The 23491-nt window shown below is 59.9% G+C and carries 23 protein-coding genes and 1 pseudogene; 14 read left to right on the top strand and 10 right to left on the bottom strand.

Annotated elements, in window-relative coordinates; translation table 11 throughout:
* Positions 1–77: 77 nt before the first annotated feature.
* Complete coding sequence (locus VSR72_RS23490) at positions 78–314, bottom strand: hypothetical protein (protein ID WP_342954735.1); 237 nt, start codon at positions 312–314, stop codon at positions 78–80.
* A 169-nt stretch (positions 315–483) separates the two neighbouring features.
* Between VSR72_RS23490 and VSR72_RS23485 the strand changes: the two genes are divergently transcribed.
* The 3 genes from VSR72_RS23485 (at position 484) to VSR72_RS23475 (ending at position 2335) form a co-directional block, all read left to right on the top strand.
* On the top strand, positions 484–1635 hold the full coding sequence (locus tag VSR72_RS23485) for a glycosyltransferase (RefSeq protein ID WP_342954734.1): 1152 nt from the start codon (positions 484–486) through the stop codon (positions 1633–1635).
* Positions 1632–2111 carry a hypothetical protein gene (locus VSR72_RS23480; RefSeq protein WP_342954733.1) on the top strand — a complete coding sequence of 160 codons (480 nt, stop codon included), beginning with the start codon at positions 1632–1634 and terminating at the stop codon, positions 2109–2111. Before VSR72_RS23485 ends, VSR72_RS23480 begins: the two co-directional genes overlap by 4 nt.
* Before the next feature lie 95 nt (positions 2112–2206).
* On the top strand, positions 2207–2335 hold the full coding sequence (locus tag VSR72_RS23475) for a hypothetical protein (protein ID WP_342954732.1): 129 nt from the start codon (positions 2207–2209) through the stop codon (positions 2333–2335).
* Positions 2336–2558: 223 nt separating this feature from the next.
* On the opposite strand, the gene ccsB is transcribed toward VSR72_RS23475, so the two are convergent.
* From ccsB to VSR72_RS23460, 3 genes are all read right to left on the bottom strand, one after another.
* Positions 2559–3782: a c-type cytochrome biogenesis protein CcsB gene (gene ccsB / locus VSR72_RS23470; RefSeq protein WP_342954731.1), complete on the bottom strand. Its 1224-nt coding sequence runs from the start codon at positions 3780–3782 to the stop codon at positions 2559–2561.
* Positions 3783–3835: 53 nt separating this feature from the next.
* Entirely contained in the window at positions 3836–4507 is a 672-nt protein-coding gene (locus tag VSR72_RS23465) for a c-type cytochrome (RefSeq protein WP_342954730.1), read from the bottom strand.
* A 147-nt stretch (positions 4508–4654) separates the two neighbouring features.
* Complete coding sequence (locus VSR72_RS23460; RefSeq protein ID WP_342954729.1) at positions 4655–6043, bottom strand: cytochrome C; 1389 nt, start codon at positions 6041–6043, stop codon at positions 4655–4657.
* Between the two features lie 703 nt (positions 6044–6746).
* Here VSR72_RS23460 and VSR72_RS23455 point away from each other — a divergent pair.
* A complete protein-coding gene (locus VSR72_RS23455) occupies positions 6747–7031 on the top strand; it encodes a hypothetical protein (RefSeq protein WP_342954728.1) in 285 nt (94 codons plus the stop codon).
* Positions 7032–7039: 8 nt separating this feature from the next.
* On the opposite strand, the gene VSR72_RS23450 is transcribed toward VSR72_RS23455, so the two are convergent.
* A complete protein-coding gene (locus VSR72_RS23450) occupies positions 7040–7957 on the bottom strand; it encodes a LysR family transcriptional regulator (RefSeq protein ID WP_342954727.1) in 918 nt (305 codons plus the stop codon).
* Between the two features lie 168 nt (positions 7958–8125).
* Between VSR72_RS23450 and VSR72_RS23445 the strand changes: the two genes are divergently transcribed.
* Together VSR72_RS23445 and VSR72_RS23440 are read left to right on the top strand one after the other, a co-directional pair.
* Positions 8126–9568, top strand: coding sequence for a YfcC family protein (locus tag VSR72_RS23445; protein WP_342954726.1), 1443 nt, complete (start codon positions 8126–8128; stop codon positions 9566–9568).
* Positions 9569–9589: 21 nt separating this feature from the next.
* A complete protein-coding gene (locus VSR72_RS23440) occupies positions 9590–10792 on the top strand; it encodes a M20 aminoacylase family protein (RefSeq protein ID WP_342954725.1) in 1203 nt (400 codons plus the stop codon).
* Positions 10793–11240: 448 nt separating this feature from the next.
* Here VSR72_RS23440 and VSR72_RS23435 read toward each other — a convergent pair whose 3' ends face one another.
* Complete coding sequence (locus VSR72_RS23435; RefSeq protein ID WP_342954724.1) at positions 11241–11660, bottom strand: helix-turn-helix domain-containing protein; 420 nt, start codon at positions 11658–11660, stop codon at positions 11241–11243.
* A 259-nt stretch (positions 11661–11919) separates the two neighbouring features.
* Between VSR72_RS23435 and VSR72_RS23430 the strand changes: the two genes are divergently transcribed.
* The 4 genes from VSR72_RS23430 to VSR72_RS23415 all read left to right on the top strand — a co-directional run bounded on the left by VSR72_RS23430 (position 11920) and on the right by VSR72_RS23415 (position 14300).
* Positions 11920–12792: an NmrA family NAD(P)-binding protein gene (locus tag VSR72_RS23430; RefSeq protein WP_342954723.1), complete on the top strand. Its 873-nt coding sequence runs from the start codon at positions 11920–11922 to the stop codon at positions 12790–12792.
* Between the two features lie 79 nt (positions 12793–12871).
* Positions 12872–13243 carry a DoxX family protein gene (locus tag VSR72_RS23425; protein ID WP_342954722.1) on the top strand — a complete coding sequence of 124 codons (372 nt, stop codon included), beginning with the start codon at positions 12872–12874 and terminating at the stop codon, positions 13241–13243.
* Positions 13244–13494: 251 nt separating this feature from the next.
* Positions 13495–14010 carry a DUF2867 domain-containing protein gene (locus VSR72_RS23420; protein WP_342954721.1) on the top strand — a complete coding sequence of 172 codons (516 nt, stop codon included), beginning with the start codon at positions 13495–13497 and terminating at the stop codon, positions 14008–14010.
* Between the two features lie 101 nt (positions 14011–14111).
* Positions 14112–14300, top strand: a complete 189-nt coding sequence (locus VSR72_RS23415; RefSeq protein ID WP_342954720.1) for a hypothetical protein — start codon at positions 14112–14114, stop codon at positions 14298–14300.
* 28 nt (positions 14301–14328) lie between these two features.
* On the opposite strand, the gene VSR72_RS23410 is transcribed toward VSR72_RS23415, so the two are convergent.
* On the bottom strand, positions 14329–15315 hold the full coding sequence (locus VSR72_RS23410; protein ID WP_342954719.1) for an alpha/beta hydrolase: 987 nt from the start codon (positions 15313–15315) through the stop codon (positions 14329–14331).
* A 239-nt stretch (positions 15316–15554) separates the two neighbouring features.
* On the opposite strand from VSR72_RS23410, the gene VSR72_RS23405 reads away from it, so the two are divergent.
* The 3 genes from VSR72_RS23405 (at position 15555) to VSR72_RS23395 (ending at position 20244) form a co-directional block, all read left to right on the top strand.
* On the top strand, positions 15555–16910 hold the full coding sequence (locus tag VSR72_RS23405) for a metallophosphoesterase (protein WP_342954718.1): 1356 nt from the start codon (positions 15555–15557) through the stop codon (positions 16908–16910).
* Between the two features lie 327 nt (positions 16911–17237).
* Positions 17238–18818: an isocitrate lyase gene (locus VSR72_RS23400; protein ID WP_342954717.1), complete on the top strand. Its 1581-nt coding sequence runs from the start codon at positions 17238–17240 to the stop codon at positions 18816–18818.
* Positions 18819–18993: 175 nt separating this feature from the next.
* A complete protein-coding gene (locus VSR72_RS23395) occupies positions 18994–20244 on the top strand; it encodes a Zn-dependent hydrolase (protein WP_342954716.1) in 1251 nt (416 codons plus the stop codon).
* Positions 20245–20460: 216 nt separating this feature from the next.
* Here VSR72_RS23395 and VSR72_RS23390 read toward each other — a convergent pair whose 3' ends face one another.
* Entirely contained in the window at positions 20461–20784 is a 324-nt protein-coding gene (locus VSR72_RS23390) for a hypothetical protein (RefSeq protein ID WP_342954715.1), read from the bottom strand.
* Between VSR72_RS23390 and VSR72_RS23385 the strand changes: the two are divergent.
* Positions 20774–20974: pseudogene (locus VSR72_RS23385) on the top strand (SDR family NAD(P)-dependent oxidoreductase); the annotation flags it as partial. The gene VSR72_RS23390 and the pseudogene VSR72_RS23385 overlap by 11 nt on opposite strands.
* Before the next feature lie 241 nt (positions 20975–21215).
* Here VSR72_RS23385 and VSR72_RS23380 read toward each other — a convergent pair.
* Positions 21216–21959 (bottom strand): SDR family NAD(P)-dependent oxidoreductase, encoded by a 744-nt coding sequence (locus tag VSR72_RS23380; RefSeq protein WP_342954714.1) that lies wholly within the window; start codon positions 21957–21959, stop codon positions 21216–21218.
* A gap of 71 nt (positions 21960–22030) precedes the next feature.
* Entirely contained in the window at positions 22031–23389 is a 1359-nt protein-coding gene (locus VSR72_RS23375) for an allantoin permease (protein WP_342954713.1), read from the bottom strand.
* Positions 23390–23491 lie beyond the last annotated feature (102 nt).

The following is a 23491-nucleotide window of genomic DNA, read 5'->3' as shown; positions in this document are numbered from 1 at the left end:
ACGCAAACGTTGTCCCCGGAATCAAATTTAACTATCGACGTTGCATGTCATATAAATCAAATGCAATGGCACAGGGTTTAGGGCACCCCGGCCGAGACCAGTGATCGACCATGAGAATCGTCGTCACGGGAGGCACCGGCCTTCTCGGCGGTCGCTTGCTCCCCGCACTCGTAGCGGCAGGCCATCAGGTCTTCGCGCTTGTGCGCTCGGCCTCGTCCCGAGAACGGGTGCGGGAGCTGGGCGCTCAGCCCGTCGATGGCGATCTGGAAAGCAGCGCGCCGCGGGGACTGCCCGCGCTCGATGCCGTCGTTCATGCGGCGGCCATGTTTCGCATCTCGGGACCGCGTGCGCCGTTCTTTCAAGTAAATGTGATGGCACCGCCAGATTGCTGGCGGCGGCTGAGCAAGCTGGCGTGGCAAGTTTCGTTCATATCAACAACCGGAATGGCACGATGACATGGTGAAGCGAGAAGCAAAAATCCTCATGCTGAGCGTCAGTGCGGGCGCCGGTCATACCCGGGCCGCCGAGGCACTGCTTGCGTTCGCCCAGGCGCATCCCGCAGGCGTCGTGGCTTCGCACCTCGACGTCATGGATTACGTGCCGGCCACCTTTCGCAAGCTCTATACGGATCTCTATATCGAAGTCGTGACCAGCCAACCCGCGTTATGGGGCTATCTCTACCGCAAGACTGACGAAGCCGATCCGGCCTCGCTGCCGCAGAAAGTCCGGCGAGCCGTGGAGCGGCTCAACTGCCGGGCACTGCTGGCCGCAATTGCGCAGTATCGGCCCGATGCCATTATCTGCACGCATTTCCTGCCAGCGGAACTTTTGTCGCGCGAAATTCGTCACGGCCGGATTCAGACGCCGGTCTGGGTGCAAGTCACCGACTTCGATCTTCACAGCATGTGGGTCGTGCCCGGCATGAGCGGCTACTTCGCCGCCAGTGACGAAATTGCGTGGCGCCTGCGCATGCGCGGCGTGCCCGCCGGGTCGGTAAACGTGAGCGGCATCCCGATCATGCCCGCATTCGGTCAGCCACTCGACCATGTGTCGTGTGCCGCGGAGTTCGGCCTGGATGCGAAACGGCTAACGTTCCTCATGATGTCGGGCGGCACCGGTCTCGCAGGTCTCGAAACGCTGGCCGCGCGGCTGCTGGAAATGAGCGCCGACTTCCAGCTCATTGCACTGGCCGGGCGCAACAAGGCAATGCTCGCGTCGCTTCAGGCGCTAGCGTCACAGTATCCCGAGCGCCTCTTCCCGCAAGGTTTTACGCATCACGTCGAACGTCTGATGGCGTGCGCGGATCTTGCCATTACCAAGCCGGGCGGTCTCACGACTTCCGAGTGCCTCGCGATGCATTTGCCCATGATCGTCACGTCGCCGATACCGGGGCAGGAGGAACGCAATGCCGATTATTTGCTCGAACAGGGCGTGGCACTGAAAGCCGTCGATGTCGACGCACTGCTCTACCGGATACGCGTGCTGCTGGACGACCCAACACGTCTTGCCGGCATGCGCCAGCGCATTGCCCCGCTTGGGCGGTCACTCGCCGGGCGTGTTGTGCTGGACCGTGTGCTCGACTCACTTGCCGGTGGCGAAAGCGGCGTCGAGTCCGGCACCGGGACGTCCACGTGAGCCGCGCCGGCCTCAACCCGGACCTGCGTCTAGCCGCACTGATTGTGTGGGTCCTGCTGCTGGGCTTCTTTTTCGCCAACGTCGAAATCCAGATCGAAGGTAGCGCGGGCTGGGCGGCCAACCTGCCGACGTGGCGCATCGAACATCACTGGCTGCTCGATATCTTCTGGGGCGGTCGCCCAATGACGGGGTATCACGCCTGGGTCTTTCCCTTTATGGCGCTATTCTTCCACCTGCCCCCGCTCTTCAACTGGCGATGGTCCTGGCGCATCGAGGCACGCATCGTCGCCTGCATTATTCTGTTCTGGCTGACGGAAGATTTTCTCTGGTTCGTGCTCAATCCCGCCTACGGCCTCGCGCGTTTTGCACCGGCCTATGTGCCGTGGCATATCCACTGGTTCTGGTTCGCGCCCACCGACTACTGGACCATGAGCACCGCCGCAGTCGTGCTTTTCTTCGTTTCGCGTGTGCGCTGATTGGTCGCGCGGCCCTCGTACAACAAACCCGCACAGGCACGCCACATCGGTAAAATTGAGTCGAAAGATAACCGAAATAAAGGGGGACATCACAAATGAACGGTTTCTTCGTAGTTCACCCGCTCATTCTTCTCGCGAACATCGCGCTTGTGATTATCGGCTTGCACGTTCTCGGTTATGCGGTCGGTGTCCTGAAGATGATAGCGAACGGCAAGTTCGAATAACGCGCAGGTAGTTCAGTCGTGGCGCACTGTCAAATTGAATAGCGTATCCCGATGGCGGAACTCGCCTGCACACTGTGATTCGCGCTGGTCATGAACAATGTATTTTTGCGCAGCCGCTCGTTGAGGATGGCGGCGTCGGCCAGCAATTAGTCTGAACGGCCGTAACGCCATGGACTGCGGACCATCGACTGTCGCTGATGCTCGTCGTCTTGTTTCGTTATCCTCACAGGCGACCGTAGCTGTGCAGCCCCGACAGGAACATGTTCACTCCGAGGAATGCAAAGGTCGTGATCAGCAGACCCGCGAGCGCCCATCGTGCGGCAACATGCCCGCGCAACCCCTTCATCAGCCGCATATGTAGCCAGGCCGCATAGTTCAGCCAAACGATCAGCGCCCAGGTCTCCTTCGGATCCCAGCTCCAGTAACCGCCCCACGCCTGCGCGGCCCACAGCGCGCCGAGAATGGTCGCAATGGTGAAAAACCCAAAGCCGACAGCGATCGACTTGTACATTACGTCGTCGAGCACATCGAGCGCCGGCAGACGGTCCCCCAACACGCCCCGCTCTTTGAGCAGGTAAGCGACGCCGACCATGGCCGAGAGCGCAAAGCTGCCGTAGCCGATGAAGTTGGCCGGCACGTGGATCTTCATCCACCAGCTTTGCAGCGCCGGCACGAGCGGCTGGATCTGCTGCGCGTCGCGCGTGATCGAATACCACGTCAGGAACCCGACTGCCGCGCCGATCACGAGCAGCACGAACGCGCCAAGCGAGCGCGTGTTGTAGTGCTGCTCGTAATACAGGTAAAAGAGTGCCGTGATCAGACAGAACAACACGAACACTTCATACAGATTCGAAATCGGTATATGGCCGACATCCGCACCGATCAGGTACGACTCATACCACCGCGCCATCATGCCGACGAAGCCCATCAACACCGCCGCCCACGTGAGCTTCGTGCCGATCGCGCCGCCGGACTCCGAACGCGAGAGCAGACCGATCCAGTAGAACAGCGTCGCCAGCACGAAAAGCGTGCTCATGCACAGAATGGCCGATTGGCTGGACAGGAAATACTTCAGGAAAAACGTGCTGTCGGCGCGCGCGAGATCGCCCTGATACAGCTGGATTGCGAATAGCGACAGCGCTGCGATCCCGGCGATCAGCAGCCGCACGGGCTTCCAGCGCCAGCCCAGCACGACGAAGGCTGGCCCCGAGCACGCCAGCACCAGCTTGTCGTAGTCGTTCATGTACGCGTGGTAGCGCGACAGAACGAAGCCGGCGCCCGCAACCATCGCGAGGGCGAACAGCCAGTCAAAGGCGTCGAGGCGCCTGAGGAAGGGGCGATCGTCGTACAGCACGCTCCTTTGATCCGCGCTAAACGCGGGCCGAGGCCGATGTATTGCGGCTGGGGCAGGCACCGTTGCATCAGGAGAGGATGAGCCCGGTTTCATGGCATTTACCGTTCAAAGGTGATACGCGACAAGTTCCATGCAGCCTGGCTTGCTCATCGATCGTCTGACGGGCTGGCAGACACCTCCTCTTCCGGCGGAAATACCTCGACGAACGCCGCCACTGCGCGCATGTCGCGGTCCGACATGTTGGCGCACACTGCCTTCATGGCTGCGCCGCGAGGCCGGGTGTCGGTGTGCTGGAAGACCTCGAGCTGCTTCATGACGTAGTCCGCGTGCTGACCCGCGAGCCGGGGAAACTCAATCATCCCCTCGCCATGCTTCCCGTGGCACGCAACGCACGCCGCGACACCTTTGTCAGGCAGTCCCGAATGATAGATCGCCTTGCCTTCGTTAATGAGCGCGGGGTCGCCCGCCACGCCCAGGACCGCGGATTGACTCGAAAAATACGTGGCAAGCTCGTCGATCTGCGTGTCGGTCAAATGGGTAAATCCCCACATGAAGCGCTGCGCGTTCGGGTCGGCTCGCGTATGGCTCTTGAAGTCCGTCAGTTGAGCAACCAGGTATTCCTTTCGCTGCCCGGCAAGCTTCGGAAAGGTGGGCGATATGGAAACGCCGTTCACGCCGTGACAGTTCGAGCACACCTGCAAGGCGATGGTCTTTCCGGGAACCAGCGGGTTGTCGACCTGCCGCGAATGCTCCAGGTCCTGGCAGGCGGACCCCGCCAGCAGCATCCCGATGGAGACGATATGCGCCACTCTGTTCATGTTGCCAACCTCCTTACCGCAGCTTCTGCAGCCCTCTGCCGTGCTCGCGTTCCGCGCAAAGACGTGCTCGCTTCGATACGCCGTGCGGCCCCACCCGCTTGCGCACCGTCCTCGCGGCACAGCGCACGGAAAACAGCGGACGGGACATCACCATGAAGCGGCCCACAGATAGATGAAGAGCGTGTCGTTGTCTCTCGCGTTACGTCCGGCGCCGTCGTAGTTGGACGTGGCGCCGAGAAACTTGGTGTAGTGCGTATACTGGATGCCTATTCGCACACGTTGATTCGGAATCCAGAATATCTCCGGCATCCAGCCCTGCGTGTTCGGATGGAGGTTCGCGCTGGCCGAGTAGGCGGCGCTGTCGGGACTGCCTGTCGTATTGAAGAACGAAAGGCTGACGCCATACTTGGCCTCGTAGACGTACGATGCCTTGAACCTCAGCGAATCGAGATTCCCCGATGTGCTGTCACTGAAGACCAGATTGTTCGGGTCATGGACGTTCTCACGCACGTAGCGAGCTTGCGCGGTGATCGTGTGCGGCTCGAGCAGGTACTCGTACTGAGCGTCCATGCCGTAATCGCGGTAGCGCGTTGCGCCCTGCGTAAAGATCGGAAACTGATTGGCGTCGTTCGGATAGATGTTCACGTTCAAAAGGAACGCCCCGACCATTGCGCTATGGGGGCCCCAGTCTCGCGTCAACGCAATGCGCGCGTACGGGTTGTAGCCGCGCAGATAAGTCTGCGGGTGAGCAGAGTCCCCAGCCTTGTTGCCGTGACTCATGAACGACCAGATGCCGTCGGCCGTGCTGTACGCAGTCAGTTCGGCGTAGACCGTCTTGTTCCAGTACAGGTAGCCGCCAACGCCTGCCACCTGGCTCGCGAGACTTCCTTCGATGACCGGCAGGTTAGGGATCTTGGCAACGGGGCTGATCGTCGACGAAATGTACGGATAGCCCCATGCCGGCGCGGAGTTCCAGACGTCCTGCACGGTCGGATTGTTGTGCACCGTCACGCCGAGGATGAGATCGCTCGCTTCCCCCATGATCCGGTCCACGAAGCGGAAGTCGGTATTGTCGGACCCCCAGTGGCCTTCCCATTTGTTTGTCACGCCATTCTGATGGTCATAGTTCGTATAGGTGAACTGTGTGAAGGCGCCGATCTTGTCGGTGATCTTTCCGGCGAGGAAGATGCTCGCAAAGTCGAAAATCGGCAGACCGTTCTTCGTATTGATGGGATTGCCACTCGCGTCGTTGTTGACCCTCGTCTGGCTCAGGTCGCCGATCGCCATAGCGGCGATTGGGACCGTGCGCTCGCCAAGCGTGTAGCCAGTGAGCTTGAACATTCGCCCATAAGGCGTGAGTTCTGGAAATTGCCCCCCGGCGTGGCAAGCCACACAACTTTGTCCGGTTTGGCGCGCGAAGATCGGCAGCGCGTTTGCGGTGGTCGCCTGCAGCAATGCCAACATTGTGAAGGCGAGTATCCAGCCACCGCGCAGCAAGTTGTGAAATGCTGCATGGCTGACAAGTGCTCTTGTCATGGCTGTTTCTCCTGCGCCGCGTCGCGAAACACATCGCACCGGCGGTGACGGCTTACGTCCGTATTGCCCTGTTCGGCCGAGGTGTGGAAGCGCTTGCAGTTGCTTACTACAACCAATCACGATCAACCTCTCGAACCGCACGCGATGACGTCATTGTGCAAAAGCGAAATCAGAATCGCGATGGGTCAACCCCCTCTTTTTTCGGTAGGTGTGTCGCCAGGTGTCGCCGTGCATCGAAATCACTGTTCGCCGCTTGTGCGTAACATCGAGCGGCATGAATTATTGAGGATCATGAAATGTGACCGTTCAATGGCAGTCCGTCCGCACGCTCGTTCGTACATGCCCTGCTCATTCCCGCGCCCTGTGCCACGTCTTATTGAACATATCGAAGTCCTTACTAATTCCTTCGACGACGTGACGGTGTGTGACGAACCTGACACATCGTCAGGCGCTTCCATTTGACACCTCATACGCGAACGATCAACTCTCGGCGACGGAAAGCGCAGCCACCGCCCAGCCTTGCTTCGTGCGGCTCGTGTCCTGCTTAAACGAGAAGGGGCCTCGAATTATTCCCGACGTGTTGTGCCGCCCACGAGAAGGACGCGGTACTCCAGCTACGAACGCTAGCTATGCCCAACAGCACGCGATGGTCAGTTCAGTGCGACCGAAAGTATTCAAACGTAGTGAGCTATGGAACCTGTCAATGAAGCGTCTTGCCAGCACCGTCGTCGACCGTATAAGCGCCGGCCTCCAAATCGCTAACAACATGCTTTCACTTCACAACCTCAAGGTATCCGAAATAACTCATGGAAAGATGAGCGAAGTTGAGGACGCTCGACTGGGCAGGCGATCGCCTCAAGACACCCGATCCACAGAAGTAGACAAGACGGCTTTAGCCATCCATGTGGGAGCCACCCCAACCAGTTGGAAAAACAGCCTTGACGATCGGACATCATTTCCAGGCGTATTGCTCGAATCTTCGCGTTGACGTGGCAGTCACCGCTGCGTTGACATCAGCCTTACGATCTCACGAAGAAGATAGTTTGCGGCCGGACCCAGTCGCCTTCCGACTCGTGTCGTGACGTAGCGATCGAACGTCCGAGCGATTGGGTGGTCAATCGGTACAGCCTTGACTTGCCCAGCGGCAATCCGCTCTTGCGCAGCACGACGGGTCATGAACGCCACTGCCAGGTTTTGCGCCGCTATAGCCGCGGCAGTCGAGAACAGGTCGCAGCGGAATGCTGGCACATAGGTGCGTCCAATATCGGCAAGGATCGCGTCGATATATGTTTGCAGCCCGAAGTCCGGTGGCATGAACACCAACCGCTCATTGCTCAACTCTTGCATAGACACAGACTTGCGCGTCGACATTCGATGATCGACAGAGAAGATCGCGCACAACGGCTCGCTCTGGAATAGCCGTGAATTCAGAGTGGGATCCGTCGAGGCGCCGATGGATACGCCGATATCGACCTCGTCCTCGCGAACCATGGAGAGCAGTTCACGCAGCCGGCCCGTGCGTAATTCCACCACGATGTTCGGGTATTTGACGTGGAATTGCTTCAGGACAACGGCGACCAGGTTCGTCACGATGCCTTCGCCGACAGCAAGCGTGACCTGACCTCTGCGCAGACTACGGTACTCGTCGAGTTGAGCACGAAATCGTCGCGCCTGTCGATCCCGCTCCCGGAAATACTCAACTGCCATCTGCCCGGCTTCGGTCAATTCCATTTTTCGCCCTCGCCGTGACACGAGCGATAACCGCAACTCACGCTCGGCAAGGGAGACCTGGCGGCTGATCGTAGAGACGTTGACGCCAAGACCAACCGCCGCCTGACGCATTCCCCCATACGTTGAGATTGCGACGAGGTACTGAAGTACGCGCTCCGAAAGCTCACGTTCGATCGATTCCATTCCGGCAACTCCCACTGTTGTCTTTGATGCAACATTTTGGTCGTGTCGGGAGCAACTTTCCATCCGGAAGTTCGCCGATACTGCGACCCATACTGGATACGGACGGTGGGCACGGCCCAAGCCAGACAGATTGGACGACAACCCGTCATCACGGAGCGAGGAGAAGGCATGAGCGACCAGAAGCTGGCACCGGCGGAAGCCGAGCCAGGCGCGATTGGAGAAGACCGATCGGAGGGGACGAGCACCCCGAGGGACCCGATTAACCCTTATGTACTGCTCTTTTTCATGCTGATTGCGGCGGCGGCGGCGACATGGGTGGCACCTGCGGGCGAGTTCACCCGCACCGTCACAAACGGCGTCAGCTTTGTCGTCCCCAACAGCCTGAAATGGATGCCGCAGCACGGCGTGCTGCCGGGTTCCGTGTTTGTCGCCCTGGCTGAGGGCATGATCAAATCTGCCCCAATCATCTTTCTTATCCTGTTCACGGGCGGCGCGCTCGCGGTCCTTGAAGCGACCGGCGCCATCCGTAGCACGCTGAACGTGATCGTCAGGCGCGACGCTTCGAGCGAACTCACCACGATCGTCATCGTCTGTGCGGTGTTCTCGTTTCTTGGCACACTGGGTGTGGTGAATAACTCCGTCGTCGCCTTCGTTCCCATTGGCCTGCTGCTTGCGGAGTCAATGGGGCTGCCACGGGAATTCGGGGCAGGCATGATCTACCTGGGCACGTATTCCGGCTTCAACACGGCAATCCTCAATCCGGTAACCACAGGGTTGTCACAGCGTCTGGCTGGCCTGCCAATGTTTTCCGGGATGTCGTTTCGCGTTGTGGTGTATCTAGTCTTCGTGTTTGCCACAGCCATCTTCCTCGTTGCTCGCACCCGTGCATACCGACTGTCTGGCGAAGCTAGAGCCGCCATGTGTGCAGCAGACGAGGCACATCGATCCTCGGCAGAACGCGTCAGCGCTCGCCACCTGGTCGTCGTCGGTATCCTGGTTGTTTGCCTCTCGGTTTTCGTCTATGGCGCGTCATCGAGGCACTGGGCGGAGACAGAGATGATCGCAACTTTTCTCGTCATCGCAATCGCGTCCGGAATAGTCGGCGGCATTGCGCCCAGCAAGCTTGCGGATACATTCTTGTCCGGATGCGCACGGCTGATTCACGGCGCGCTAATCGTTGGCGCAGCGCAGTCCGTTTCGATTGTCCTAAGTAGTGGCAAGATCCTTGATCCCATCATCAACATGCTCGCGGGAATCCTCGCACCGCTCAGCCCGACGTTGGCAGCGACTGGTATGTTCCTGAGTGCGGCCTTGATGCACGTGGGGATATCGTCGGGATCCGGCGAGTCTGCGGTACTGATCCCGATTTTCGCCCCGCTCGGAGACGCGCTGCACCTGACACGGCAGGTTTCGGTTCAAGCGGTGCTGCTTGGCGAAGGCTTCGTCAATTGCTTTAACCCGACCTCCGGCGTCTTGATGGCCGTTCTCGCGACGTCCGGCATCCCCTACTCACGCTGGGTACGCTTTGTTGCTCCCCTTCTGCTTGCGTGGTTTGTGATCTGCATCGCCGCCATTGCGATCGCGGTTGCCATCCACTGGGGACCTTTTTGACAGACCTTTTTTCCGCTTGCCATGTTACTACCCGACCTGAGCACCATCGCTGACTTTGAGCCGCTGGAAAGCGACCTTCGCCGCTTGCGCTACGCCTTGCACTGCTGCCCCGAACTGGCGTTCGAAGAGACCCAGACCGCGGCAATGGTCGCAAGCCGGCTAACAGAGTACGGATATGCCGTTGAGACGGGCATCGCCGGCACAGGTGTCGTCGGAACGTTACGGCTCGGAACCGGTGCGCGTAGCATCGGTATCCGCGCGGACATGGACGGACTCCCGATCGAGGAACTCAATACCTTCGACCACAAGAGTCAATTTCCCGGAAGAATGCACGCGTGCGGTCATGATGGACATACCGCGATGCTTCTTGGCGCAGCACGCCACCTCGCGCAGCGACAGCGCTTTGATGGCACGCTGCATCTGATCTTCCAGCCCGCCGAGGAGCGAGGGTTTGACAGCGGTGCCAAACGCATGGTGGAGCAAGGGCTTTTCAAGCGTTTCCCATGTGACGCAGTGTTCGCCATGCATAACCATCCCGGCCGTGCAACGGGTACCTTCATGTTTCGCAGAGGCGCGTTCATGGCTGCAGGCGACCGGGTCTTCATCAAGATCATCGGAAAAGGCGGACATGCCGCCCGCCCACATCTGGCCAACGACCCAATCGTTGCAGCAGGCAGCATCGTGATGGGCCTTCAGACAGTCGTCTCGCGCAACATCGACCCGGCAAAGCCAGCCGTGGTCACGATCGGGAAAATCGCGGGCGGATCTGCGCCCAACGTCATCCCGGGCGAGGTCGAGTTGAGCATCAGCGTTCGTTCCTTCGATGAAGAGGTTCGAAGCCTCTTGAGAGAACGGATCACTAAGCTCGTACATGCACAGGCCAATAGCTTTGGAGTCACCGCCGAAATTGATTATGTGGAAGGTTATCCGGTCGTGACGAACGCCGAGGCAGAAACGGATCTCGCGATTCAGGTCGCCCGCGAGTTGGTCGGGGAGGCGAACGTCACGGAAAACATGGAGCAATTGATGGGTAGCGAGGATTTCGCATACATGTTGCAGGAGTGCCCCGGGACGTTCCTGCGCATTGGAAATGGTCCACATGAAGGTGGAAAGACGCTCCATAGCGCAACCTACGACTTCAACGACGAGAACCTGATCGTCGGTTCTGCGTTTTGGGCCAGACTGGTCGAACGCTATTTGCAGGCCGGGAATTTCTCCGCCTGAATCTCGGTACGTTTACTTCGAGGGCCGCTGGGCACCGGCGCAGAGGCCGTGCGCCGTGTCCTGCACAAGAATTCGGACCCCAGATAGCGAGCAATGTGTCCGTTTTGACACCTGCAGCCGTTGCTCGTGAACATTCGCCAGATGACCTACATGGGTCGATCACGGCCGAACACGTCAGGCGATAGACGGCCACAATCGCGGTTCCGGTCGCATAACCATTTAGCAGTTCTGAATGCAGTCTTGCCCTCGGCCTCCCAAGTCGGCCAACAGCACATTCAGATTTCACGACAGTCGTTTTGATTGGATAGACGGTGCTCCTTGCGCAGAGACGACGAGCATCGAAACGCGCAATACGTCCTTCCGCGCCATCTGCAAAAGAGGACATAAAAACAGGACATAAGCTGGCCGCCTCAGGCTTTCGCCACCACCCTCACATCGGGCCGCGCGTCTAGCACGGGACATCACCGGATGCGCCGTCAAAGCGGGCGCGCGCGGCATGGATCTCGGGATAACGACGATCCGCCCAATCGATGAGTGCCGCCATCGGGTCCAACAGGGATTGCCCTAGCGGGGCCAGACGATATTCGACGCTTGGCGGGCTGGTGGGAAAAACATGGCGGGTGATGAGTCCATCGCGCTCCAGATCGCGGAGTGTCTGGGTAAGCATGCGCTTGGAAATGTCCGGGATGGCTCGGTGAAGCTCACTGAAGCGCTGCGATCGCGTCGCAAGCTCCATGATCATCAGCATGCTCCATTTGTCGCCGATGCGGTCAAGCACGTCGCGGATCGCGCAGTGTGCGGGCTGGGTGTCGCTCAATTCACGTTGATATCGGCTGAATCTCTCGATCGCATTCTGCGCGGTAGTCATTCGGGTTCCCCTTAACTCTTCTGGTAACAAAAAACTGCCTCCTTCCGGCGCGAGGCATCGGTCTCTATGATAGACCTGCCCTCAACAAAAGACCGTTTGCAGGTGAGCTCTGATGGGCCCGTCTTCTGTACCAGACTCCGGAGCATATCCGGGCCGGTGCGTGGTGGAGTCGCAGGTTGAAACCCATGACTCCCATATCACCGCATGCAGCCGCAGAAATGTCGGCGTTTAAGGGCCAAACTAATCTATGGAGAAACACATGTTTTTGGTAATGGGAATGACAGGACGCGTAGGCGGCGCAACGGCCCAACATCTGCTGGCGCAAGGCAGGAAAGTACGGGCGCTGGTTCGCAATCGCGAGAAGGCGGCGAATTGGGCCGATCAAGGAGTAGAACTCGTTGACGGCGACTGGAATGACGCGGCCTCCGTAGAGAGGGCGCTCGAAGGGGTCGAAGGTGCATTTGTCATGTTGCCAGCTGTCTGGGCACCCTCGCCTGATTTCAGGGAAGCAAAGAGCGTCATCGCGAACTATGTCGAGGCGCTAACCAGAGGAGCGCCGCCGCGGGTGGTTGTGCTTTCGTCGATGGGCGCAAACAGAACCAGTGGACTGGGAATGATCACGGCCCTTTCGCTTCTTGAACAAGGACTGCGCCACCTGACGTTGCCGCTCGCCTATGTGCGAGCCGGCGGGTTTTTCGAAAACTTCCTTTACGGCTTGGACGTCGCCCAGGGCGGCACGCTACCCGTCTACTACAACCCGACGAGCCGGAAGTCGACCATGGTCGCGACCGACGACATCGGCGCCGAGGTGGCGACGCTGCTGACCGGGCCGGCGTGGTCCGGGAATCGCGTCGTCGAGCTTGGCTCGATGGTCAGCGCGGATGAAGTCGCGGACCAGCTGGGCGAAGTCTTGCAGCGCGACGTGAAGGCCTTTGCCATCCCGCGGGCCGGGTGGCCAGCAGCGTTCGAACAGTTCGGCATCCCGAAGGGCCAGACCGGACCGGCCGAAGCGATGTTCGACGCCGTCAACGCGGGCTGGATGGACCTCGGCGTCGCGGGTACGGAGCACGTCGCTGGCACGACGTCCCCTCGCGATGTCTTTGCAGCGGCCCACAAGGCCACTACGCCGTGAACAGCGGAGATCGGCCGGCTCGTCGACCCGGCGGCCACACTGTTCCTCGGCAGCTCCCTCATCAGTGAAGGTAGAACGAATGTCCAAGATCTCCTGGCGCCAGGTATTACCTTTGGTCCTTGCCGCATTTTTTGTCGTGGGATCGCTCAGCAACATCGTCGCCCCGCGATCCATCTTTGAGGAATACCTGAAATGGGGATATCCGCACTGGTTCCATTTCGTGACTGGATCGCTGGAACTCATGACCGCCGTTCTGCTGGCGCGAACGCAAACGCGGCTGTGGGGCTCGGCGCTCGGCTGCACCGTGATGTTGGCTGCGCTGGCAACCGTCGCAGTACACGGCGAATACCGACACGGGGTGCCGCCACTTGTCGTGGCGACACTATCGATCGTTGTCGGCTGGAGTGCGTGGCGAAAGCGGCTCGCTGCCGGCTCTATGGCTCGGGCCTAAACTTTACGCGGCCTTCGGTCGACCGCGCGCGTCGAATCGGCGACAATTTTGTGAAGCAAGTAAAGTCGCCCAATCAAACCATGATGTTCAAGAAGCAGCTTGCTGAAGCAATAAAGAAAGGGTTTGTCGGCAAGCTGCTCCGATCCTGCGTGCGAGCGGCTACAGCGTCGTTGTGCAGGTTTGAGTCGGTCCACGTTTAGTCCGCAATCATTGCCGCACCGATTGCATTGGCAATCTCACCGGGAGTACTCATGGCAAACAAAGTCTTGCTGATTCCCACGCCGAGTGCGGCCATTCGCGCGTCAGGGTTGTCACACATTGATTTCGCCGATGGATATTCCGCTCAGGTAGATCGAAGCTACGTCGACGCCGAACAAGCAGCGCGCGCCGTGTTCGCCAATCCACCACACGCGGTCCGATGTCTGATGGCCTTGCGTAACGGAATCGTGGCGCCGTTCGGACTAAAGGCAAGCATTGACCTTAGCGATCGCGGACTGGGAAAGATTGACGTGTTTCCGATTATTTCAAGTACGAACGCTGAAGTCGTCGTCGGTGGCGACGACAAGCATCTGGATTTTCGGATCTGGATAAGCATTCAACCCGGTGTGGAGGGATCGGAAGTGACGATTTCAACCTTGGTCAAAATCAACAATCTCCTTGGGCGAGTCTACCTGTTTGCCATCATGCCGTTTCATAAGCGCCTGTCGCGCTCGCTGCTGCAACTGGCGGCCAATCGGCGAGACAACGTGTCTCCAGAAGCCAGGTAGATCAAGCGAGGAGCGTAGCCAGCGCCCACGTCCAGCGTTGAACGACGGCTACCCTGAGGCCTGCTAGACTATAAATTCCCCCGAAAACCATGGAGGGAGACATGACGACCGTCTACGTGGTGAAGACCGGCGAACAGTTCCTCTGCTGCGCAGAGGACGGCGACATTGGCATGGCACCGGAGATTGAAGGGGCCAGGTCCTTTCTCTCCTATGAGGAAGCGGAAAAGGCGGCGCACGAACACGCCGACCCCGGTTACGAAATCGTGCCCGTCAGCGTTACCACACACTGAATAGCGCGGCAAAGGCTGTTTTTTGCATCTATTTACTGGAGCTTGCCGCCCGCCCGGCGAGGAAGTTCAGGATGAGTGCGTTCACCTCGTCCGGGCGTTCTTGCTGCACCCAATGCCCCGCTTTCGGAATGAGATGCTTCTTCCAGAGATTTGGAACATTGAGTTCCAGCGCGTCGTAGTCCTTCGCTGCCATCTTCACAACCCCGTCTAACTCCCCCGCGAGAAAAAGCGTCGGCTGCGTGATGCGCGCGCCGTCGAGGAAACTGGTCAGTGCCCAGTTTCGATCGATATTCCGATACCAGTTGATAGGTCCGCGAAACCCGCTGCGCTCGAACTGACCAACAAAATATTGCAGATCCGTCTCGGTCAACCATGACGGGAGCTCGTCGGGTAACGTGAGGTTATCCACGAGCCGTGTCGATTTGGGAAAGGTCGCGAAATTGGCAGGCTGCCCTTTCACCACCGGGTCGCCTGACGCCGTGTACAGGATGCCAAGCATCGACCGGCGGATATCTTCTTCCAGTTCGCGTTCAGCACGTCCCGGCAGCTGAAAATACTCCTGATAGAAATGACACTCCTGCGTGATCTGCGCGAAGCGCACCGATGGACGCACGGGACGTCGTGGCATGTAAGGAACGCTCAACAGGCCGAGAACGGGAAAGAGGTCTGGGCGCAGCAACGCAGCGTAAGCCGCGACCGCAGCACCCCAGTCGTGCCCGATGAGCATCGCCCGCTCTTCGCCGAGAGACTTGACGAGGCCGACCAGGTCGCCAACCAGATTCAGAACATCGTAAGCCTCGATGGATTCCGGTGCGTCGGTGAGTCCGTATCCGCGCTGGTCGGGCGCCACCGCGCGATAACCTGCGGCCGCCAGCGCGTCTATCTGCCAGCGCCACGCGTACCACGACTCGGGCCATCCATGGCAGAGCAGCACGAGCGGGCCCGAGCCTTTTTCGACATAGTGCATCCGGATGCCGTTGACATACGCGAACTTCAATTGCAGCCCGTTCATCATGGAGTCGACCTCGTCTCAAGCGATGGGGAAATGCGTGACGATTTTGTGAACGCAGATCCGCGATGCATCAACCACACCTGTCGTTGCCCGCCTGTTACCACTTGCAACGACAGCGACTGAACCTCTTTCCCGAACCATCGTCTCACCGGGTGCATTCGGCAAGGGACAGTGCGTGTAGCAAGCCCCATCGACGTTCAGACACGGTCCCGCTTTTCAACCGCGATTGAAGGAAATGGAATATGCCAAAGAAGCGCTCAGTTCGAAAATCGGCCAGCAACGGCAGCAACCGCATTCTCGCCACACCCGTCTTCTCGCAGCCACAGCCTACGCCCGATCCGCAAACCTTCATCGTCAGGCACGCATCCGATGTGGCAGCCTACCGGATTATCGACGAGCTCAACCGCGAGCACAAACTCAAGGCCCTTGCGTTTCCTGCGCCGCGCGGCGGCGTCGAGCCCCGCCTGACACTCGCGGACGTGATCGACAATGACCGGACCCTCCTCGACCAGATCAACGCGAGCGGTCAGATCGTTTTTCACTCGACGGGCGATTGCGGCAGCACCCGAGGCCCGCAAACACAGAACGAAGTCTCCGACAAAATGGTCAGCGACTTCGACGAAACCGATCCTGCCGAAGTCCCGCAATTCAATTTTCTGCTGGGCGACATCGTCTACAGCTTCGGCGAAGCGCAGTACTACTACGACCAGTTCTATGAGCCGTATCGCGATTATCACGCGCCGATCCTCGCAGTCGCGGGCAATCACGATGGCATGATCTCGCCTTTGCAGCATGAAAAGAGTCTGCAGGCGTTTTTGCGAAACTTCTGCTCCGACTGCTTTCAGGTCTCGCCCGATGCGGGCAATCTTTCACGTACTGCGCAAATTCAACCGGGTGTCTTCTTTACATTCGAGGCGCCGTTCGTGCGCATCATCGCGTTGTATAGCAATACGCTCGAAGATCCTGGCGTGATTGCGAACAGCGACATCGGCAACAGCCAATTGAAGTTTCTCAAGGCCGCGTTGACGCGCGTGAAGAAGGAAGGCTACAAGGGCGCATTGCTGTTCGCGCATCATCACCCGCCGTATGTCGCGCGCGGACGTCACGGCTGGAGTGTCGAGATGCAGCGGCAGATCGACAGGATCTGCAACGAGGTGGGCGTATGGCCCCATGCCGATCTCGCGGGACACGCGCACAACTATCAGCGCTTCACACGCACGCGTCCTGACGGCACCCATATTCCGTACATCGTGTGCGGCAATGGCGGTCACAACGTGCAGCGGCTCACCACCAACGGACAACCGCCGCTTCGTGCGCCGCAACTGATTCAGGCGGCGTCGAAGGACACCGATGCCGTCGTCATCGAAAACTACGACGACCGGAATTTCGGCTATTTGCGCATCGTCGCGAACGCCACTCAGTTGCGAATCGAATATCACGCTGCCGTCGACGGACCGTACACCAAGGCACCCGACGATCAGGTGACCGTCGATCTGGGCACACGCCAGCTTTCACACTACGTGGCCCGCAATGCTGGCGTACCGGCACTGGCCGCGCGCATCCGGGAGTTCGCGCAAAGCGAAGAATCCAGGCGCTGATGCCGAGTCGTCAGCACAGGGGCGGCAGCGATCCGTGCTGGCCCCTGCCACCGGCCACCGAAAGCGCGCTTCACATTGTGGAATGCATCACAAATTTCCCGCGCGGCACCTTTTCGCCATATGAAAACGTGTTCTGCAGCGCAAAAATCTCCGGATATCTCATTGATAAATAACGAATAAATAAGTCATATGTCTTATATAAGACATTGCTGCGGCGCGTCAGGAAGACCATACAATTTAGTCATGCAGTTCGCTTCGAAATACGTAGCGGCAAGCTGAACCCTTTATTCAAACGCGCTTCGCTCTTCCGAGACTTAGGAGATACACATGGCCCAATATCAAGACGACATCAAGGCAATTGCCGGTTTGAAGGAGCAACAAGGCAGCGCCTGGAATGCCATCAACCCCGAATCCGCCGCACGCATGCGCGCCCAGAACAAGTTCAAAACGGGCCTCGACATCGCGAAGTACACAGCGAAGATCATGCGCGCCGACATGGCCGCCTACGATGCCGACCCGGCTAAGTACACCCAGTCGCTGGGTTGCTGGCACGGCTTCATCGGCCAGCAGAAGATGATCTCCATTAAGAAGCACTTCAACAGCACCGAACGCCGCTACCTGTACCTGTCCGGCTGGATGGTCGCCGCGCTGCGTTCCGAGTTCGGCCCGCTGCCGGACCAGTCGATGCACGAAAAGACCTCCGTGAGCGCGCTGATCCGCGAGCTGTACACCTTCCTGCGCCAGGCCGACGCCCGTGAGCTGGGCGGCCTGTTCCGCCAGCTCGACGCGGCTGAAGGCGCAGCCAAGGCGGCCATCCAGGAAAAAATCGACAACCACGTCACCCACGTCGTGCCGATCATCGCCGACATCGACGCCGGATTCGGCAACGCCGAAGCCACCTACCTGCTGGCCAAGCAGTTCATCGAAGCGGGCGCTTGCTGCATCCAGATCGAAAACCAGGTGTCCGACGAGAAGCAGTGCGGCCACCAGGACGGCAAGGTCACCGTGCCGCACGAGGACTTCCTCGCCAAAGTGCGCGCGATCCGCTACGCGTTCCTGGAACTGGGCGTGGACGACGGCGTCATCGTGACGCGTACCGACTCGCTGGGCGCCGGCCTGACCAAGCAGATCGCCGTGACCCACACGCCGGGCGACCTGGGCGACCAGTACAACGCGTTCCTCGATTGCGACGAAATCTCGACCGATGCACTGGGCAACGGTGACGTTGTCATCAAGCAGAACGGCAAGCTGATGCGTCCCAAGCGCCTGCCCAGCAACCTGTTCCAGTTCCGCCCCGGTACGGGCGAAGCCCGCTGCGTGCTGGACAGCATCACCTCGCTGCAGAACGGCGCCGACCTGCTGTGGATCGAAACCGAAAAGCCGCATATCGAGCAGATCGCCGGCATGGTCCGCGAGATTCGCAAGGTCATCCCGAACGCCAAGCTGGTGTACAACAACAGCCCGTCGTTCAACTGGACCCTGAACTTCCGCCAGCAGGCCTATGACGCGATGAAGGCCGCGGGCAAGGACGTGTCGGCATACGACCGCGCCCAGCTGATGAGCGTGGAATACGACGAGACCGAACTGGCGAAGGCCGCCGACGAAAAGATCCGCACCTTCCAGGCCGACGCGTCGCGCGAAGCCGGTATCTTCCACCACCTGATCACGCTGCCGACGTATCACACGGCCGCGCTGTCGACCGACAACCTGGCCAAGGAATACTTCGGCGACCAGGGCATGCTGGGTTATGTGGCTGGCGTGCAGCGCAAGGAAATCCGCCAGGGCATCGCCTGCGTGAAGCACCAGAACATGTCGGGCTCGGATATCGGCGACGACCACAAGGAGTATTTCAGCGGCGAAGCGGCGCTGAAAGCCGCCGGTAAAGACAACACGATGAACCAGTTCTGATACAGGCAGCACCCCGAGCAAAAACGCCAACCCATCCAGGTTGGCGTTTTTCTTTATCCGGCGGCCGATCACAGTGCGTCGTGCCTATCCCGGTCGTGGTGTTCATGCTGTGGGCGCTCACGCCGCGATGCTAGTATCGACGACTCCACATCGACACATGCCCTGGAGGGCGCCCGTGCACGCCGACTTCCCACGCATCAACCCCACTCGCCTGCTCGACGATCTCAGGACGTTGCGCAGCTTCGGCGCGACTGGCCCCGGCGTGGTACGGCTGTCGCTTTCGCCGATCGATATCGAGGCGCGCCGGTGGCTCGCCGCGCGCATGGCCGACGCTGGTCTCGACGCATCCATCGATGGCGTCGGCACCGTGTTCGGACGCTCGCGCAAGCCTGGCCACGCGCTCGTGATCGGCTCGCACACCGACACGCAACCCACTGGCGGCTGGCTCGACGGTGCGCTCGGCGTGATCTATGGCCTGGAAATCGCCCGCGCCCTCGACGAATGCGAGGCAACGCGCGACTTCGCGGTGGACGTTGCGTCGTGGATCGATGAAGAAGGTACGTTTTCGGGTTTCCTTGGAAGCCGAAGCTTCGTTGGCGAAGCGATCGACGGCTCGCTGCGCAGCGCGCGCAATCACGCAGGTCTGTTGCTCGGCGATGCGCTCGCTCAGTCAGGACTCGCGAATCGGCCGCGCGTCACGCTCGATCGCACGAGGCAGCGCGCGTATCTCGAACCCCATATCGAACAGGGCGGGCGGCTCGAAGCCTCGGCGAAATCGATTGGCATCGTGACGACGATCGTCGGCATTCGCGAGTTTCAGTTGTGCTTCACCGGGCAGCGCAATCACGCAGGCACGACGCCGATGTCCATCCGGCGCGATGCGGGCGCTGCGCTGGTCGCGTTCATCGCGCGTATCGACGATGCGTTTGGCCGGCTGGCCGATGCGGATACGGTGTGGACCGTCGGACGCATCGATCTCGACCCGGGCTCGTTCAGCGTGGTGCCTGGCCAGGCGATCATGAACCTGCAGTTCCGCGACGCGAACCCCGAACGGCTCCATGCCATGGAAAGTGCGCTCATCGAGTTGGTCGATGCATGGAACACGCAACACGCCGTGCACGCGGAGCTGATCGCATGCGAGGGTGCCGAGGAACCGGTCTCGATGGATCCGGCATTGCAGGGGCGACTCGCGCAAGCGGCCGAGGCACTCGCGCCCGGACAGTGGACGCACATGCCGAGCGGTGCGTCGCACGATGCACAGGTCATCGCGCCTCACATTCCCGCCTGCATGCTGTTCGTGCCTAGCATCGGCGGCGTCAGTCACGATTTCATCGAGGACACGGCGGAGTCGCACATCGTCCTCGGTTGCGAGGTGGCGCTGCGGGCGGCAGCGGACATCGTGGAGGCTTTGCGGCGCGAGGCGTGACTTCACAGGTTAAGGGACAGTCCGTCGATCATTCTGCCCACCCTCTGACGTGCTCAAAACCCTGCTCCTCGTGAAGCCGTTGCCGGCCGGCATCAAGCGGCTCGAGACCCGACTGTGGACATCGTTGAAGTCGGGCGGATAAGCAAAAGCGCCTGAAACCCCGGATGCCGTGCGGCGCGATACGCGCACCGCACGGCGAGCGATGCGCAACGTACGTTACGCCGGCAGCTTCGGCGCGGCCGGAAAATCGACCGGTACGCGGGTTACCCCGTGGAGATAGTTGGTCACGACCTTGTCGCCAATCGCGACGATCACGTCGACAAGGTTTTCGTTCGTCCACCCGGCTGCCAGAAACGCATCGACGCGGGCCTGATCGGGATGACCGCGGCGCACCGCGATGTCCTTCACGAGAATCGCGAGCGCGTCCAGTTTCGGGTCGAAGCTCGCACGTCCGCTGCGAATCTCGAGAATCTGTTCCTCCGAAAAGCCGGTCTTCTTGCCGATCAGGGTGTGGGCGGCCAGACAGTATTCGAGCCTCACCGTGCTGGGCGCGATCGAGAGAACCGCCTATGCCGCCACGAAGGCTGCGCTCGTGAGTTTCGCGCGCTCGTGGGCGCTCGAACTCGCCGCGACCGGGATCACGGTGAACGCGGTGGCGCCGGGCCCGACGGAAACCGAACTCGTTCGCGCCAACAACCCGCCTGGAAGCGTGGGCGAACAGCGATATCTCTCGGGCGCTTGCAGTCTGGCGACAACAAGACAATGGAAGCGCACATGGAGCAACTCACCGACGCCATGATCGCGCTCGGCGAAGCGCGTGCGGCTTCGTGCCAGGAACGTACGCCAAAGCGCACAAAGCCATCGCCGGAAACCCAAGGCAAATTGCTCCCGGAGCGAAGAAGACGCACTTCGAGTGGTGCATTGAAAATCTCTGGGTAGCGCGTTTAACGCCCACCTGAAGCGGATCCGGCTCAGGCTGTCATTCCTCCATCCACCGACAACGTGGTGCCAGTGACGTAGGCCGAAGTCCCCGACAACAGATAAACGACTGCCTTGGCCATCTCCTCCGGCCGGCCGATCCTGCGCATCGGAATCATCTCGTCGAGCAGATGCACGTCACCGCCGGTCACGCGCATATAGTTGGGCGTCTCGGTAGCGCCCGGACAGATTGCGTTGACGCGGATATTCCGGTCGGCGTACTCCTTCGCGACCGCGCGCGTCAAACCGACCACGGCGTGCTTGGCGGCCACATAGTGCGCGATCCCGTGCATGCCGCGCAGGCCGAAAATCGACGCGTTGTTCACGATCGCGCCGCCGCCCGCGCGCAGCATGGCCTCGACCTGATACTTGACGCCGTAATAGACGCCTTTGAAATTCAGATCGATGACCCACTCTGCCTCCTCGACCGGCGTTGCATCGATCGGCTTGAAATCGGCGTGGCCTCCTGCGTTGTTGAACGCGAAATCCAGACGATCGAATCGCTTCTCGACAAACTCGACGAGCGCCTGCTGATCCTCGCGTCGCGCAGCATCCATGACCTTGATCTCGGCCCGTCCACCGATCGCTGCGATCTCGTTCCTTACGGCGACCAGTTTGTCTTCGGTACGACCGGCGAGCACCACGGTCGCGCCTGCTTCGGCAAGCGCCAGCGCGGCCGCGCGCCCCATACCCGAACCACCGCCCGTCACCAGGCCAACCTGCCCCTTCATCAACATAGACTTTCCTTTCCGAAAACGCCGCCCGCAGACAGGCCACGCCTGCGCGGGCGACACATGTTTCAACTCACTCAGACACTCGTTGCCGATGGCAGACGCCCCGGATTCCGCGCAAACACACAGTAGCTGAGCGCAGAGACCACGAAAGTCACGATCGACGAGAATGAACTGTACGAAGCAGACAGGTTCATGACGATCATGCCGGCCACCACACCGGCCAGCCACGCGGCCAGACCACCGACATTGAAGGCCGGCACGCGTGCGAGAGCGGCATCGATCTCGCTGTCACTGGACGATTCGCGCCGCTCCGACACGATGTGAGCGAGCGCTACGGCTACCCAGGCCACCACGAATACGCCCTGATACGCCAACGCCTGCAACAGCTTCTCGAAGATGCCAGCCAGCATCAGCACGTACACCACCGCCCCAACCAGGATCGTCCATACGAATTTCGGCAGCTTCAGGCCCGCGGCCTTTTCGAACAAGGCCTGCGCATTGACGGTCGCCAGATAGTAGTTGGCGGTATTGATACGCGTCTGGGTGACCACCAGAAATGCGAATCCCCACCAGCCCATCAACTTCAGAATTGCAAGAACGACCGAGATTTCCGACAAGGCGCCCGCGTCATGAATGGTGCTGACCAGGTAGACACCCGCCAGACCATTGATACCGAAGATCACTGTCCAGAACGGCGCGCCAAAGTTGAAGCGGCTGTGATACTCGATATCCCGTTTCTTGCCGAACCGGGCAAAGTCGAAGGCGGCCATCATGAACACCCATACGCCCATGTAATACACAAAGCAGTTCCACCAGCCGCTCGCAGAAATGCCGTGCTGCGGCGGGCCGAAATGGAGCCATGCGTCGCTGTAGCCGAACGTACGGGTGGCCAGCACGATAGCCGCGATCATGCCGATCACGTAGAACGGCAGCAGCACACCGTTCAGCTTGTCGAGCCACTTCTGCACGCTACCGAATACGAGCGGCACGCTATAGACCACCACGAGCAGCGAGGCGAGCGGATACGAGATCGATGGCACCAGGCTGTGCAGGGCCACCGCGATCACCGAACTCTCAAAGACCGCGTAATAGATCACGGTTGCCGCAAACACCAGTGTGGCCAGGGCGGCGCCCGCACTGCCGAACAACAAACGCGAAAACAACGATACCGACAAACCGGTACGCAGTGCATAACGCGTGAGCACGTAGTTCACAACGGAATACACCACCACCGAAAGTGCCATTCCGATTGCGGCGTTCGCAGTGCCGTAGTAAAGCGCGAGAGTGGCACCAATGATCAGGTACACCATCGCGCTGCAAAGCGCCCACCACGCCATGGTGAGCGCGAACTTGGGCATACGCGCCTGCTCAGGCAGGCGTACAGTCGACACATCCAGTTCGGCATTGCCGACCGGGTCAAGCGCTCCAGCCATCACTAGCTCCTATTCGGTCTTTGATGCATTTATTAATTTGTAATACTAACGATATAGATTGAATTCAGCTACGTGGTGCTCGTGCGATATTGTTGCTACTGC

The organism is Paraburkholderia sp. JHI869 (assembly GCF_038900775.1).
Taxonomy (GTDB): Bacteria; Pseudomonadota; Gammaproteobacteria; order Burkholderiales; family Burkholderiaceae; genus Paraburkholderia.
Note: the sequence above shows the minus strand (reverse complement) of the source record. Positions and strands in the feature narration are given on the sequence as shown.